Genomic DNA, 15,203 nt, shown 5'->3' on the forward strand with positions numbered 1-15,203 from the left:
CCTCTGACCTGGTCCGCGATGGACAAGCACTTCGCTACTCCAACTTCGGGCAAGTCCCGCTTCCGCGAGTCCCAAAAATAGAGCAAGCCGCGATCGTGCGGTTTTTAGACCAAACGAACCAGAAAATAGACAGGTTCATCCGGGCGAAACAGAAGCTAATCGCACTCCTCGGGGAGCAGAAGCAAGCTGTGATTTACAGTGCTGTCACCCGCGGCCTAAATTCAAAGGCCCCGCTCAAAGATTCCGGATTGGACTGGCTGGGAGAGATTCCTAGTCACTGGGATGTCGTTCCAAGCAAATCATTGTTCGGACATCGAAAGGAGAAGGCGCGAGCAGAAGACCAAATGCTCACCGCTTCGCAGGTTCATGGGATTATTGCCAGAGATGAATTCATGGCAATCGAGCAACGACGCGTCATGCACGTGTTTACGGGGGCAGACATTCTAAAGCACGTCGAGCCCGATGATTTTGTCATGAGTATGAGAAGCTTCCAGGGTGGTTTGGAGTGGTCAAAAGTTCGTGGAGCTATCAGCTCAGCATATGTGATGCTCATACCAAAAGAACAGGTGTACCCACCATACTACGCGCATCTCTTGAAGAGTAAGGCTTATATCTCAGCGCTACGTAGAACCTCTGACCTGGTCCGCGATGGACAAGCACTTCGCTACTCCAACTTCGGGCAAGTCCCGCTTCCGCGAGTCCCCATTGATGAGCAGCACGCCATAGCTGCCTATCTTGATAACGCAGTTGCGGACAGCGACGCAGCGATCAACCGGACGGAGCGCGAAATCGCACTGTTGCAGGAATACAGAACTCGGCTAACCGCCGACGTGGTGAGCGGGAAGCTGGACGTGCGCGCCGCTGGAACGAAGCGGCCCACCGACCCTGCTGAGGCTGCCGCTGACCTCGCAATCAGAGAGCCGCTGGAAGAGATTGAAGCGTAGGAAGTCTCATGAGCGACCGGCCCAAAGTTCCCATTCCCGTTAAGCGAGCCGTCCTTATCGAGACCTGTCATAGGTGTGCAGTTTGCGGCTTTGGACTGTCCATCGAGCTTGCGCACATTATCCCCTGGTTTGAAACCCACGACCACAGCGCCGAGAATCTGATCGCCCTGTGCGCCAACTGTCACGACATGGCGGACAAGCAGAAGTGGAAGAAAAAGGATTTCGAAGCCTACAAGAAGAGCCCTTGGGCGCTTCGCAACGGCGCACCGCAGCCAATGAGTGCGCCGCAGAAGGCGATGGTGGATTTTATCCTCGCCCGTGACGCCGCGGACATGGATGCAATTCACCGCGTGCAGTTAGTGCAAATGGTCGCGGCCTATGCAGGGGTCCTTGTGACAGACGTTAAGCTGGTAGCCGTGGCGGCAAGCAACAGCTCGTTGGTCCGCATTGAAATGCCGCGGGAGGCTGCCGAGCGGATCATTCGAGGATTTCAATCCGAAGACCCTCGCCTGGCTTCGTTCCTCGATGAGTTTGCACTGACAGGCCCGGTTGTGGATGCGGACGACAAACATGGCTCCCCCTTCGGACTTGAAGGCGGCCTCAAGCTCATCGAAACGGCGCGCCCAGCACCGGCAGAAACTCCGCCGGTCACGAACGTCAAGGAAGAGGGACTGGAGTCGCTTATCGTCGCAGCGATGACGAATTTCGGCTGGTTCGTGGGCGAGAACGCGGACTACGACCAGGAATATGCCGTGGACTTGAAGCATTTGACCGCCTTTCTCGAAGCGACGCAGGAGGACACCGCGGCGGAGCTGCAACTGCGAACGGATGGTCCGGTGCGCCGCAAATTTTTGGCGCAGCTGCAGGGCGAGATCACGCGCCGCGGCACAATCGACGTGATGCGAAAGGGCGTGAATCACGGGAAGCATCATGTGGACTTATTCTACGGGACACCATCGCCGGAAAACAAAGCGGCCGTGGCACGGCACGCAGCAAACCGATTCAGCGTCACTCGCCAGCTTCGTTACAGCCGCGAGCAGACCAAGCGCGCCCTCGACCTCGCGCTCTTCATCAACGGGCTTCCGGCTGCAACGTTCGAGCTGAAGAATAGCTTGACGAAGCAAACAGCGGAAGACGCCGAGCAACAATACAAGCGCGACCGCGATCCTCGCGAGACCCTATTCGCCTTTGGCCGGTGCATCGTCCATTTCGCAATGGATGACCGCGAGGTAAGGATGTGCACGGAGCTGAAGGGCTCGAAGGGTATGGCCAAGGATTCATGGTTCCTGCCGTTCAATCAGGGCTGGAATCAAGGAGCCGGAAACCCGGTCAATCCCTACGGGATCATGACGGACTATCTGTGGCGGCGCATCCTCACGCCCGGAGGATTCACGGAAATCTTGGAAAATTACGCGCAGATCGTCGAGGAGAAGAACGAGAAGACGGGCAAGAAGAAGCGGGTCCAGATCTTCCCTCGCTACCACCAACTCGACGCCGTGCGAAAACTCCTCGCTGATGCCGCATGGTTCGGTGCTGGCAAGCGTTACCTGATTCAACACTCGGCCGGGAGCGGAAAATCGAACTCCATTGCCTGGCTGGCCCATCAGCTCATAGGGCTCCGTAAAGGCGGCACGGATGTGTTTGATTCCATCATCGTGATCACCGACCGGCGCATTCTGGACCAACAAATCCGAGAGACGATTAGAGGCTTCGCCCAGGTATCCGCGATCATCGGAGCGGTGAAGGAGGGAGGTGGTATCTCCAAGACACAGCAGCTCTCAAAATTCCTGAAGGACGGGAAGAAGATCATCATATCCACGGTCCAGACGTTCCCCTTCCTGCTTGACAGCATTGGCGAAGAACATCGTGGCAAGAAGTTCGCCATCATCATCGACGAAGCTCACAGCAGCCAAGGCGGGCGGACGGCAGCTGCAATGAACGTGGCGTTGGCGGACAAGAACGACGACGCGGAAACCGCCGAGGATTGGATCAACGCCCGCCTTGAAGAGCGCATCAAATCGAAGAAGCTGCTGTCGAACGCAAGCTATTTCGCGTTCACCGCGACGCCGAAGAACAAAACTCTGGAGATGTTCGGCATTCCCTACCGAGTTGGCGACGAGGTGAAACACCGACCGTTCCACAGCTATACGATGAAGCAGGCCATCCAAGAGGGATTTATCCTCGATGTTTTGAAGAGTTACACGCCTGTCGATAGCTATTATCGGCTGGCAAAGACGGTTGAGGGCGACCCGGAGTTCGACGTGAAGAAAGCGCGCAAAAAGCTTCGCTTCTATGTCGAAAGTCACAGCAAAGCCATCCGCGACAAGGCCGAGATCATGGTGGACCATTTCCTCGAACAGGTGATCGGCCAGAACAAAATCGGCGGACAAGCGCGGGCAATGGTGGTGACCGGCAGCATTGAGCGGGCCATCGAGTATTTCTACGCCATCCGCGGCTACCTCAACGAGCTCAAAAGCCCCTACAAGGCGATCGTCGCGTTCTCTGGCGAACCGGAGTTCAAGGGTGAGAAGGTGAGCGAGGCCAAGCTCAACGGCTTCCCAAGCAACGACATCGCCGACAGGATTCAAGATGACCCCTATCGTTTTCTAATCTGCGCCGACAAGTTCCAGACGGGCTATGACGAGCCGCTGCTGCACACTATGTATGTAGACAAGGTCCTCAGTGGTATTAAGGCCGTTCAGACGCTGTCCCGCTTGAACAGGGCGCATCCAAAGAAGCACGACGTCTTCGTGCTCGATTTCCAGAACGACACCGATATGATCGAGAAGTCGTTTGCCGACTATTATCGCACGACGATCCTCAGCAAAGAAACTGACCCTAACAAGCTTCACGCTCTCAAAGGCGACCTCGACAACTTCCAGGTCTATTTGCAGGCGCAGATCGATCAGCTGGTTGAATGGTACTTGGACGGCGCGGATCGCGACAAGCTCGACCCTATTCTGGACGCCTGCGTTGCCGTTTACGTGAATGACCTCGACGAGGACGGCCAGGTAAATTTCAAGGGTAAAGCCAAGGCGTTCACCCGCACCTACGACTTCCTCGCGACCATCTTGCCCTATGGCTTGCAGGAGTGGGAGAAACTGTCGATCTTCCTGAACTTCCTCATTCCAAAATTGCCCGCTCCGAAAGAGGAGGATCTGGCAATAGGCATCCTCGAAGCGATCGACATGGACAGTTATCGTGCCGAGAAAAGGGCTACGCTGGCTATCGCGTTGCCCGACGCCGACGCGGAGATTGAGCCGGTTCCCACCAGTGGTGGCGGGCGCAAAGCCGAGCCCGAGATGGACAAGCTCTCGAACATCATCAAAGCGTTTAATGACCAATTCGGCGGGTTGTTCAACGATCCGAAGGCCGTAGAGAAGCGGATCATGGAAACAATTCCGCCGAAGGTTTCGGCCGACCCAGCCTACCAGAACGCCAGGCAGAACTCCGATCGGCAGAACGCCCGCATCGAGCACGACAAAGCTCTAAAGCGGGTGATCACGGCGATGTTCAAAGACGATGCCCAGCTTTTCAAACAATTTCAGGATAATGACTCTTTCCGCCGTTGGCTGACGGACACGATGTTTGGGTTGACCTACGACGAATGATGAATCAAAGCGATCGGCTGACGGTCAGAGTGAGAATGTTCCATAACATTCGATCAGCGAATCCCCCCGCCCGTGTTGTTGCCAACTTGGAAGGGGCTTTCAGCGGCCTCCGGCGTTCCGCGCGGATGAGCTGATCAGGGCCTGCTGCCGGTCCCACTCCGCTGGGATCGACTTCAACAGCTGCGCCAGCTCCAGACCGTCCGGCTGTAGTCCGTTCAAGATGGCTTCTGTGATCGTCGGCGAAAGCAGGGTGAGCCGGAGCACCCGGCATAGATAGGACTCGTTGATCTTTTCGGCTTTGGCGAGGTCTCGCACCGAACTAAATAGGTTCGATTCCAGCATATTGCGCCAGCGATGGGCCCGCACCACGGCCTTGACCAACGTGTTGTCGACCTGCGGCTTCGGCGGTGACCAGGCTTCTGTATTCGCAGGCGTGACGACGCGTTTGCGGCCACCCTGTCGGCGGAACGAGATCGGGATGCTCACCACCATTGTTCGGCCGTCTCGGCTGAGCTTCGGTCGACCGATAGGGCCGTGGGTGAGGGTGGTCGGCCTGTTCATTCGGCTGCCTGCCGGAAGGGTTCGGGCTGCAATTCCGCGGATAGCGAGGTCAACCCCTGAATCTTTAAGGTGATGTCCATTCGCTCGGCATGCATGTCGATGCGTTCGACGAGTAGCTGAACGATGCGCGCCTGTTCGGCCGGAAACAGCTCGTCCCAGAGCTCGTCAAAGCCGAGAAGCGCATTGCGCACTTCCGCTTCGCTGATATCAGTGGCCTGGTTGCGTAGAGCGCGCCAAGTTTGAACGATGATTTCAGGAGCCTGCAGCAGCCGACGGACTTGATCGATGATGATGCGCTCTAGCTCCGCCGCGGGCACCAGCTTGACCGGGCAATCCGATCTGCCCTGCTTCATCGCTGTCTGGCTGATGTAGTAGCGATAGAGGCGGCCCGACTTTCGCGTGTGCGTTGGCGACATGGCTGCGCCGTCCGGTCCGAATAACAAGCCTTTCAACAAGGCTGGTGTCTGAGCACGGCTGTTGTTCGCGCGCTTGCGGGGGCTTTCCTTCAGAATGCCGTGGGCCTGATCCCAGAGCTTGCGATCGATAATCGCCTCATGCTCGCCAGGGTATGCGGTGCCTTTGTGAACCGCCTCTCCGAGATAGACCCGATTACGGAGAATTCTATACAGCAACGTCTTATCTATGAGGTGACCGTACCGTGTGCGCTCGTTGGCAGCGATCAGTTCACGGGCCAGAAGGGTCGCAGACTTAAGCTGCACGAAGCGCCGGAAAATGGCGCTAACCCGCTCGGCATCGCCCTGGTGGACCAGCAATTTGCGATCGCGTACTTCATAGCCGAGCGGCGTCCAACCGCCCATCCATTTGCCACGCTTGCGCGAGGCCGCGACTTTGTCACGAATCCGCTCGCCGATCAGCTCGCGCTCGAATTGGGCGAAGGTCACCAGGATGTTCAGAGCCATGCGGCCCATGGCGTCCTTGGTGTTAAAGGACTGCGTGACGGATACGAATGTCACGCCATGACGTTCGAACAGTTCTACGAGATTCAGGAAGTCGAGCATCGACCGCGAAAGGCGGTCAATTTTGTAGACCACGATCACATCGAGCTTTCCGGCTTGGACGGCGGCGATGAGCCGTTTTAGGGCCGGTCTTTCTAGGGTGCCGCCCGAAAAGCCACCATCATCGTAGCGATCGGGAATCGGGGTCCAGCCCTCCGCTCGTTGGCTCACGATATAAGCCTCACAAGCCTCTCTCTGGGCATCTAGCGAGTTGAAGTCCATGTCGAGGCCTTCTTCGCTCGACTTGCGGGTATACACCGCACACCGGACTTTACGGATTGCGGAGCGGCCGGGATCTGCCCGCTCAAAAGAGCTGGGAAAGGGGCTGGCTCGCCGCTTTTGCGATGTTCGGGAGGTCATTTGCCCAGCGAGTTTTTGAGGCCGAAGAAGACCCACCCATTCCATTTGGTGCCCGTGATCTGGCGGGCGACCGAGGACAGGGATTTGTAGGGACGGCCGAGGTATTCGAAATCGTCGTGGCGAACGGTGACGCAGTGCTCAACGCCCTCCCATTCACGGATCAGCTTCGTCCCGGCGACGGGTCGCAAAAGCGGCCGAGCCTTGCGGTCCGCCGGCTTTTGCTCGGCATACTGCTTGGCCATGGCTTTGAGCCGTTCGGTGGTTTCCCGGGTCAGGCCGCCATAGGCCAATTCCTGAATGCGGTAGGCCAGCCGGCTTTCCAGGAAACGGCGGTTATAGGCGGGCGGCTCAGTATCGAAGAGCTCGCGCCAGCGGGCCTTTAAAGCGGGGGCGGCCGCGCCCTTAAGAGCGGCCAGCTGGGCCAAAACGGTGTCTTTCACGGGGTAATTTCCTGGGCTCTGTAAGCCTCATCACCCCCAGACAACCCAGCACAGTCGAGCGGAGAATTTGCGGGATCGGGCAAATTTCGACTGGACTTTCGGTCGAGAACACGCAGAAGGCCCGTGGCCAAAATGGTGGCCAACTCGTTGATTGCGTCCTGCGGCGATGGCGAATCAGAGAGAGGATGAGACATTGTCTCGGCAGGATGAGCTCGGCCTTCCTTGATGTCAGGCAATCAAGCCCGTTCAGCAAGTCTGGGTATTTTACCCGCAGGCCACTAGTTGGTGCCCAATGGATTCCTCAAGACCAAGACGGTGGTCCTTCAAATTGCCGCGGGCAGAAGCAGCGCTGCCGGCCGGGCCCCTCGAGAGTTTCGAGCAGGCGGTGCAATCCCTCCGACCTATTTCCACAATGCACCGGCTAAGCGAGTTCGGTGAGCGGCAACATTGCGCCTGCGTATCTTGCGCGGCCAATGAAGTGCAGCGGCTCGCCATCGAATTCAACCAAAACAAATTGCTTGAGCGAGATGCACCCCGAGCCAAGCACGTCGTCGATGGAGCAAACCTCGTTGCCGACTGCGCTGATCAGCTACTAAAAGCTATCAAGGGCACTGATGATTACACTCGAAAAGCATTCATGGAGTACGGAAGATATAACTCCGTTCAGGATCTGCCCAGCTATTCTGGCCAATTTGATAACATCGAAGAGGATGACGATTATCCTGATCCTGCTGACGACGACAGAGAGAGTTTGTGGATACAGAATCTACTTGAGTTGCGGCAGGGCGCGATATTGGTCGCAGCCGAATTTAAGAAGAGCCGTGGTGCGGAACGAAGCGCACCGATCGATAAGGGAGGGCGCACGAACCTGTTCAAGGAAGGGTTCGGATCCCCGGACCGCAATCTTGTCATTTCCGGTTGGAGTGTCTTTGAAACCTTCCAGCACAAGCAGGCGAAAGGCACCGAGCACGGCGCATTTCATGGGTTTCTCAAGCACGTGTTCAAGTATGCCACCGGCCGCAGCTCCGAACGGCACTCCAGCATTGGTTCATGGGTGAAGGCTCTTGCGAGTCTGCTCCGCCAGCGAGACGATGCCTCCGAAACATATCTCTCCGCAGAGAGGCTCTATCAAGAGCTGAAGGCGGAACCCCATTCTAACCTGCTAACTAAACACAAGCTGGCCCTCACTATGAAGGAGGCTGCCGATACGCTGGAGGTCCTCAACGGTCGAATCAGCAGCGCAAAGCTGAGCAAGAAAGCTCAACAGAAATAGCCTGGTAGTTTGCCTGATTGAATTTCTAAGCTCTTGTAGGCTGAGCCAGGATGATCGCTGGTGGGCAGCGATCGGGCTTGGTCTAGCAATGCTGCCGGAAAAATACGATACGACGTTGGCGCTGAAGGCGATTGGCCTAAGCGATCAACTCAACAAGACCGAAAAGCGTGTTGGCGTCGCATTGCTCGATCATTTCAATCGCAAAACCGCTCGATGCGACCCCTCTCAACAAACAATAGCTGCTCTTCTGGGAATAGACCGAAAAACGGTCAATCGAGCGATCAAGAAAATCGTCAGGTTGGGCTACTTCAATTCGTTGCGACATCGCGGTATCCGGCATTGTAATTCCTACCAACCCTGTTGGCATCGATTTCGAGCCGACGAAGAGAAGTGGAGTGCTGACCGTCGTAAACACAGGAGCCGCTTTGATTCGCCAGAAATGTCCCCTTCAGTGAGGCAGGTTTGCCCCACAACCCGCCACGAGATCACCTCACAAACCTATCCTACCAACATCCTTCCACTAACCTCCTCCGGTCCTCAACAAAGCGCTGCTCGTCAGGTTTGGACTGGCCCACCTGCCCGTGAGGAGACGCAGAACTACATCAAAATCTTTGCGCCGCGGATCGAGCGGAGGCTTGGCAGTGCAAGGTTTAGATCATGGTTTCACTCGGTGAGATTGGAGGAAGTGCGAAAGGACGCAATCGTACTGTCTGTCGACATGAAATTCGTTGCATCAAAGATCGTGGAGCAGTTCGAACCGCAGGTTTTGGAGTGCTTTCGCCCAGAACATCCAAATGTGGTTCGCCTGGTCGTCATTGTCCGCAAACCATGCTGACGAAGTAGCTCACGGGTCCTTCTGGTGGACCAAACCGGCGTGGGTAATTCGCACCCCGTCGCCGCGCTAGCTGGAGGCAATTAAAAGCTAGGTTGACAAGGTTGACAGGGTTGACTCCACGTTGACAGGGGAGGGGTGGCCAAAAGTCTAGAAGGGAGGCTTGAGGACCGGTGTCCCTGGTTCATACGCAAAATTGTGGAATTAAATACAAAAAGCCACTTGAGCCCTCGCGATCGTGGTCCTCTGCGGCTGGTCGCCCGGAGCGTCCATCTCGGGGGCTTAGGTGAGCTGCCGTAAGCCCCTCGAACGAAGTTAGCCCTAGCTGGCAGGTAGGGCTAACCCGCATCTGGTGCGGGCGGGCTCTGGAGTCGGTCAGCCGAAATGTTGGCAAGTAGATCAAGCTGACCGAATGGTCTGGTTACGGTTGAGAAATTAGCCCTTGCTACCAGCTAGGGCTAACCGCTGGGGGGCGCGTGGGGTGGGGGGTGGCTGATTCCTCAGGGCCTCTAATGCCGAGGACCGGCCCCACTCCCATTCGTGGATTTTTTTCGCGGTTGCGCGTGTTTTTGGCGATCACCTTCGATGGTCGTACCAACCCGTGTAATGAGGCGTCGGCGAAAACCGTTATGCTTCCGTCATTTAGCAGGCACAGGACTTGACGTCTCGCCGCCAATCGCCAGAGCAGTGGCCGATTTTCGCTATTTATTTCCCGCGACCAGATATCGTGCGCTTGGCCTTCGAGGCCCCCCCGCGCAAACAGGTAGTTCTGGAGCGACTTGGGAGACAGCAGCGTCCTCCCCATCAGGCTTAAAGTCTGCTGGAAAACCGGTTCATCGCGCTCATGATCTGCATGCGCGGCTCAACGTCTTTGAGATAGATGGCGGTCCTAAGAAACTCGACCTCCACAACCTGATTTACTTCATCCACATCGATGTACCAGGACCGCGGCCTTCCGTCGGAGCCGTCGCTCCAGCGGTACCCCCGCCTCTTCAGGACATCCTTCAAGTCAAACGGGGACTGCTCCGCCCAGATCCGAATTGTCTTGCGTCGAGCACGTTCGAGGAGAATGGCGAAAGCCGATCGAACCTGGTTTGGTACGTCCGTGGCTAAAATTTCAATTAGAGCCCGACAATCGTCGATTGCGCGATGAGCTTGGTGAAAAAGTCCAGCGCCGGCCAATAAGTAGCCGAGGCGCGATCCGTCAAATCCGTGTCTGCGCCATTCTATTTCTGTCGCGGAGCATGCCCACGGCTTCCGCTCAAAAACCGGCCAATAGCGTTCGGCAAATTTCCGATCAAAGTTTGCGTTGTGGGCGACGACGATCACGGCATCGGAGACAAACGCCGAAACCGCGTCCGGATCAATCCTATGCCCCAGCACCATTTCGTCTGTAATGCCCGTGAGCTCGGTGATCTCGACAGGGATAGGATGCTGCGGCTCGTTTAACGATGAGAATACGTCCGTGATTCGCGCAATCCTGTCATCTGGCAGATAGTCGAATTTCACCATCGCCAGCTCGATGATTTCGTCTTGCGCTGTATTCAAGCCGGTGGTTTCCACATCCAGCAAAATGCCAGTCTTTGTTGCCTGCCCATCGCATGGGGCGAATTCTGTCCGAGGCGTGAGCCGACGAAGGACCCGATAGTCCGGAGACTTCGATAAGATCTCGGCCATTGCTGTTAGATTGATCTCGTTCGACGTCATAGAATCAACCAAAAATCAGGCGGAAGCGCGCGAAACACGATGAATGGTGCCTTTTATTCTAGCTCGATCCAAGATCTTGTCGATCTAACCCCAGACGCTATTCTGGGACGTCTCGCCAAGCAGAACCCCTTTGCACTAGATGCGCTGCAGCGCAACGCGTGGCTGAGCCAGATCGAGCTCGCGCGGGCTCAATTTGGTGGGCTCGATGGTTGGATTGCATTTGAGTTTGCGATCCCGCGCATGGGCAAGCGTGCCGATGTGGTGGTGACTACGGCTGGAATCGTTTTCGTCATCGAATTCAAAGTCGGCTCGGATCAGTTCGATGCGGCCGCCCTCGATCAAGTTGTCGACTATGCCCTCGACCTCAAGAACTTCCATGCCGGGAGCCATGATCGGCGGATCGTGCCGATCGTTGTGGCGACGATGGCGGCGAATCCATCCTTTGAGCTCGCATGGCAAAATGACGGAGTCGCAAGCCCGGTCAAATCGAATGGGGACAATCTGCGAGAAATCCTCGGGCGTGTCGTGCGTGAGATACCAAAGCAGGCTGACTTGGACGGCGCACAGTGGTCGCGGACTGGCTACAAGCCCACGCCCACAATCATTGAAGCCGCGCAGGCGCTCTACCAGGGCCATCGGGTCGAAGATATTACGCGCTCCGACGCCGGAGCTAAAAATCTAAGTCAGACGGCCGCATGCCTTGCCGAAATCATCGAGGATGCCAAGGCTCACCGACGCAAGGCGATCTGCTTTGTCACGGGAGTGCCGGGTGCCGGAAAGACCTTGGCAGGCCTCAATCTCGTGACACTTCGGACGAAGGCTCACGAGGAAGAGCATGCCGTCTTCCTGTCCGGAAACGGCCCCTTGGTGGAGGTGCTGCGCGAGGCACTCGCACGGGACGAACACGCGCAATTAAAGGAGCGCGGCGAGAAGAGTAAGAAGTCCGACGCGCTCCGGAAAGTCAAAAGTTTCGTTCAGAACATTATGCATTTCCGCGACAGCAATCTCGTCACCTCTGAACCTCCGATCGAGCGGGTTGCGGTGTTCGACGAGGCACAGCGGGCATGGGACGCCAAGCATCTGGCGAACTTCATGAGCCAGAAGAAGGGGCAGACAAATTTCCAGATGTCTGAACCGGAGTTTCTTATCAGCGTCATGGACAGGCACGACGGCTGGTGCACGATCATATGTCTGATAGGCGGAGGACAGGAAATCAACGCCGGTGAAGCGGGCCTAACCGAATGGTTTTCCGCGCTCCAGCGAAGTTTTCGGAACTGGAAGGTCTATACGTCGGAACAACTAGCCCATCGAGACTACCATTGGGGGCAAGATCTACCGGCACTTCTGGCAGGGCTTGAGAGCCAATCTATGCCGGCGCTTCATTTGGCGGTCTCTGTGCGATCGTTTCGTGCCGAAAAGCTCTCAGCGTTCGTTGGCGCGTTGGTCGCTGGGGAGGCCAAAGAGGCTAAAGCGCTTTACCAAGCGATTAAGGACACCTATCCGATCGTCCTGACGCGGAAGCTCGGCCAGGCGCGGCAATGGCTCCGAGATCGTGCGCGGGGTTCAGAACGCATTGGTCTGGTGGCCTCGTCTGGCGCATCGCGCCTGAAGCCCGAGGGAATTAACGTTCACGAAAAGATCGAAGCAACGACTTGGTTTTTGAACGGAAAAGATGATGTGCGCTCGTCCTACTATATGGAGGATCCCGCGACCGAGTTCGATATTCAGGGCCTGGAGCTCGATTGGGTGGGGGTATGCTGGGATGCTGATTTTCGGTCGGTCGATGGCAGGTGGCAGTTCTATCGGTTTTCCGGCACGCGGTGGCAGAACGTCAATGACGACAACCGCAAGATCTATCTGACCAACGCTTACCGCGTGCTGCTGACGCGCGCGCGACAGGGGATGGTGATTTACATTCCGAGAGGGGACGCGATCGACGCCACCCGTCCACCAGCCTTCTACGAAGGAACGGCGGCGTTCTTGGTGGAGTGTGGGTTACCGCTGCTTGACCGAGGAAACTGAGCAGAGTGAAAAGTCGGTCGCTGGCCGACTTCTTCCATAACATCTCATTTGCGAATCCGGTCGCCGACTGGATGGCCGGCGTTGCCAGTTTTGAGGTGCACCCTGCTGACACTCAGACCATTGAATAATTGGAACTAGTCTGGGTTGTGTTCCCAATATATGCCTACGCTTACGACATGCCAATTGCGAGATATCGGACGTGACAGAAGAGGTCTTTGACAGTTCCTTCCAACGGCGAGCTGTTATCGCAGAGTTAGTTGAAAACGGCATCACCGACGGAACGGTGCTATCTTATTTGATAGTGAACGGCCACGCTATCTCGGACGAAGCCGTTCTGTGGGATTTCAAAATCGAAGTTCCGATCTCCCCACCCGGTGTGAAGCTGAACGAAGCTACAAAGCGAACTTACGACGCTAAGTTTGCCGAGATCGTTAAGGATTGCGTTTCGCTCTACAACACATACGGAGGGTATCTGATAGCTGGGATCGATAACGGCACGCGTAAAGTGGTTGGTTTTTCAGGGGCTTTCGATGCAGCAGACATCAACAAGCGAATCCAAGCTGCGACGCAAGTCAGCGTCGAAACCATTTATCGAGTTGCGACATTCTCAGACGATACAACTCCGCCCACACAAGTGGCCCAAGAGACCTGCTGGCGCCAAACCAGCAGCGTTCAAGAAAGATGCGCCCGAACGAGACAGCGGCCAGCGCTCATACAGACACAACGATTTTTATCTTCGCGAAAGGGACAACTGTCGAACGGCCAAAAGCCCGGAGGATTTCGAGTTTCTATTTAGCCAGCGCCTCATTGATGTCCCATACCGCCGCAGGAAATTCATTGAGAACAATCTTCCGCCCCGTGATCAAGAACTCAAGCACCTTCTTGGTCGCGAGACGGAGTTGGCGGCCCTATGGTCATGGCTCCCGGACACATTTAGTCCGGTCAAAATCTTGTCTGGGCTCGTTGGTGTAGGAAATACTGACAGCTCGTCGTAACCTTGGCGCGGCGCACGATACGTACATCGATGTAAAAGGTTTGTCTTATCCGAATTTCCAAGAGCTTGTCCAAGTAAAGTGCAAGCTCTTGAGCCTTCGACCCCCGTTGGAAAACTCGGACGAGATGAAGCGCTTTTACGATGCGAGCGGCGGCTCTCCGTTGTTTGCACTCTCAATACTTAGACTTGTAAGCCTCGGAGATGTTTTCTCAGAAGCGATTAGGAATTGGGCAGGTTCAGACGGCGAACATGTTCGGGGTATCGCATTTCGTCTTGAGCTGAATCGGCTAAAGGCAAATGCGGCGAAAGTACTTTTGGCTCTCTGTTATCTACAGCGAGCGTCGGTGGTCGAACTCGGCAATGTTCTTGGCCTTGCCCATGCTGAAGTGCAGGCTGCCCTTGCTGATCTTGAAGAGTTCTCCATGACAGCTAGAGATACATCGCTACCTGGAGGCGCCGCGTTCAAGGTGCCCGATATGATGGGCCTGATAACGCCGTTGGTCGAGAAGGTGGTCGTTGATCATCGTTCGATTAAAAGCAAATGCGATCAATTCAGAGCGCTTAGGGGCAATAAGGAGCCGTTCGTTGGCTCTGCCATCACAAGAACGATTGCCTTCTTAAATTCAGGGGACCGACTGAGCGCTCTACAAACGGCGAGAACTGCGCTTGAAAAGGTTCCTGAAGATCCGGACCTTCTCTGCCTTATGGGGCGGGTTTATAACGCAACCGGTAACGCGCCCAAAGCGGACGAATATTTTCGTGAGGCGCATCGAATGGGATGCAAAAAGCGTGTTCTCTTTGACGAATGGATTTCATTGCGTGAGAAGCGAGAGGACTGACCAGGCGTGATCGTGATTGCGATGACGGCGGCGGAATTGTTCAATTCTGCAAGATTTGTAGTCGCCAGATGCAATGCTGAAATGAGGATTGCAGATCAGGATTCTCGGATCGGGCGGCATTCACAAGCCGAATCGACCTATGAAGGCGCTATCAACGCAATTCAAGAGGCCCTGCGGGAAAGCGATATTCCAGCGGAACGTGCCGATCTTTGGAAATTGAACCGTAGCCTAGTAGTCCGATGGTTGGGAGCTGTGCGGATGCTTACGACCACGCTCGACGAGAAAAAAGCGATTCTTTGGAGCGTGCGTCAAGGCGGTGAGAACTTACAGGCTGCTGAACAAGGGTGTTGTACTGTCGGGATTCGTGGCTTTACGCGAATGGGCAGATGAGTATGTCGAGCACCCCGCTGTGGCTGATCGCACCCGAACAGACGCAGATGTGAACGAGGGGAGACTGAAGGACCTTCGCGCATTTGTTGCTTCTCGACAGGAGTTTAGTGATCTTAACGCATCGGACCTGGTACAAATTGATCAGCTGGTGTTGGATCTTGCCAAAATTGCTGCCAAGCCCCGGATGGGGAGGTGACGTGGAGCTGCCTTAAGG

12 protein-coding genes are annotated in these 15,203 nt (G+C 55.9%); 8 read left to right on the forward strand and 4 right to left on the reverse strand.

Annotated features, from left to right (window positions below):
- A partial coding sequence (locus A5906_RS39700) for a restriction endonuclease subunit S domain-containing protein (RefSeq protein ID WP_080140496.1) occupies positions 1-944 on the forward strand: 944 nt, incomplete at its 5' end.
- An 8-nt stretch (positions 945-952) separates the two neighbouring features.
- Complete coding sequence (locus tag A5906_RS39705; protein WP_136615827.1) at positions 953-4,555, forward strand: type I restriction endonuclease; 3,603 nt, start codon at positions 953-955, stop codon at positions 4,553-4,555.
- Positions 4,556-4,654: 99 nt separating this feature from the next.
- Here the strand turns inward: A5906_RS39705 and A5906_RS39710 are convergent, their stop codons facing one another.
- The 3 genes from A5906_RS39710 to A5906_RS39720 form a co-directional block, all read right to left on the reverse strand.
- Entirely contained in the window at positions 4,655-5,047 is a 393-nt protein-coding gene (locus tag A5906_RS39710; RefSeq protein WP_245327142.1) for a hypothetical protein, read from the reverse strand.
- 65 nt (positions 5,048-5,112) lie between these two features.
- Positions 5,113-6,492, reverse strand: coding sequence for a recombinase family protein (locus A5906_RS39715; RefSeq protein WP_080140498.1), 1,380 nt, complete (start codon positions 6,490-6,492; stop codon positions 5,113-5,115).
- Positions 6,489-6,932 (reverse strand): DUF2924 domain-containing protein, encoded by a 444-nt coding sequence (locus A5906_RS39720; protein ID WP_080140499.1) that lies wholly within the window; start codon positions 6,930-6,932, stop codon positions 6,489-6,491. Before A5906_RS39720 ends, A5906_RS39715 begins: the two co-directional genes overlap by 4 nt.
- A 478-nt stretch (positions 6,933-7,410) precedes the next feature.
- Here A5906_RS39720 and A5906_RS39725 point away from each other — a divergent pair, with 478 nt between their 5' ends.
- Positions 7,411-8,205: a hypothetical protein gene (locus tag A5906_RS39725; protein ID WP_080140500.1), complete on the forward strand. Its 795-nt coding sequence runs from the start codon at positions 7,411-7,413 to the stop codon at positions 8,203-8,205.
- Between the two features lie 88 nt (positions 8,206-8,293).
- The gene (locus A5906_RS46565) at positions 8,294-9,040 is read left to right on the forward strand and encodes a helix-turn-helix domain-containing protein (RefSeq protein ID WP_080140501.1); all 747 of its coding nucleotides are present in this window, start codon (positions 8,294-8,296) and stop codon (positions 9,038-9,040) included.
- An 807-nt stretch (positions 9,041-9,847) separates the two neighbouring features.
- On the opposite strand, the gene A5906_RS39735 is transcribed toward A5906_RS46565, so the two are convergent.
- Complete coding sequence (locus tag A5906_RS39735) at positions 9,848-10,744, reverse strand: 3'-5' exonuclease (protein ID WP_080140502.1); 897 nt, start codon at positions 10,742-10,744, stop codon at positions 9,848-9,850.
- A gap of 39 nt (positions 10,745-10,783) precedes the next feature.
- On the opposite strand from A5906_RS39735, the gene A5906_RS39740 reads away from it, so the two are divergent.
- The 4 genes from A5906_RS39740 to A5906_RS42290 all read left to right on the forward strand — a co-directional run bounded on the left by A5906_RS39740 (position 10,784) and on the right by A5906_RS42290 (position 14,989).
- Positions 10,784-12,766: a DUF2075 domain-containing protein gene (locus A5906_RS39740; protein ID WP_080140503.1), complete on the forward strand. Its 1,983-nt coding sequence runs from the start codon at positions 10,784-10,786 to the stop codon at positions 12,764-12,766.
- A 199-nt stretch (positions 12,767-12,965) separates the two neighbouring features.
- Complete coding sequence (locus A5906_RS42280) at positions 12,966-13,562, forward strand: RNA-binding domain-containing protein (RefSeq protein WP_161495488.1); 597 nt, start codon at positions 12,966-12,968, stop codon at positions 13,560-13,562.
- A gap of 323 nt (positions 13,563-13,885) precedes the next feature.
- Positions 13,886-14,599, forward strand: coding sequence for a tetratricopeptide repeat protein (locus A5906_RS42285; RefSeq protein ID WP_136615829.1), 714 nt, complete (start codon positions 13,886-13,888; stop codon positions 14,597-14,599).
- Between the two features lie 6 nt (positions 14,600-14,605).
- Positions 14,606-14,989, forward strand: a complete 384-nt coding sequence (locus tag A5906_RS42290; RefSeq protein WP_136615830.1) for a hypothetical protein — start codon at positions 14,606-14,608, stop codon at positions 14,987-14,989.
- Positions 14,990-15,203: the final 214 nt, after the last annotated feature.

The organism is Bradyrhizobium sacchari (assembly GCF_002068095.1).
GTDB classification, from domain to species: Bacteria; Pseudomonadota; Alphaproteobacteria; order Rhizobiales; family Xanthobacteraceae; genus Bradyrhizobium; species Bradyrhizobium sacchari.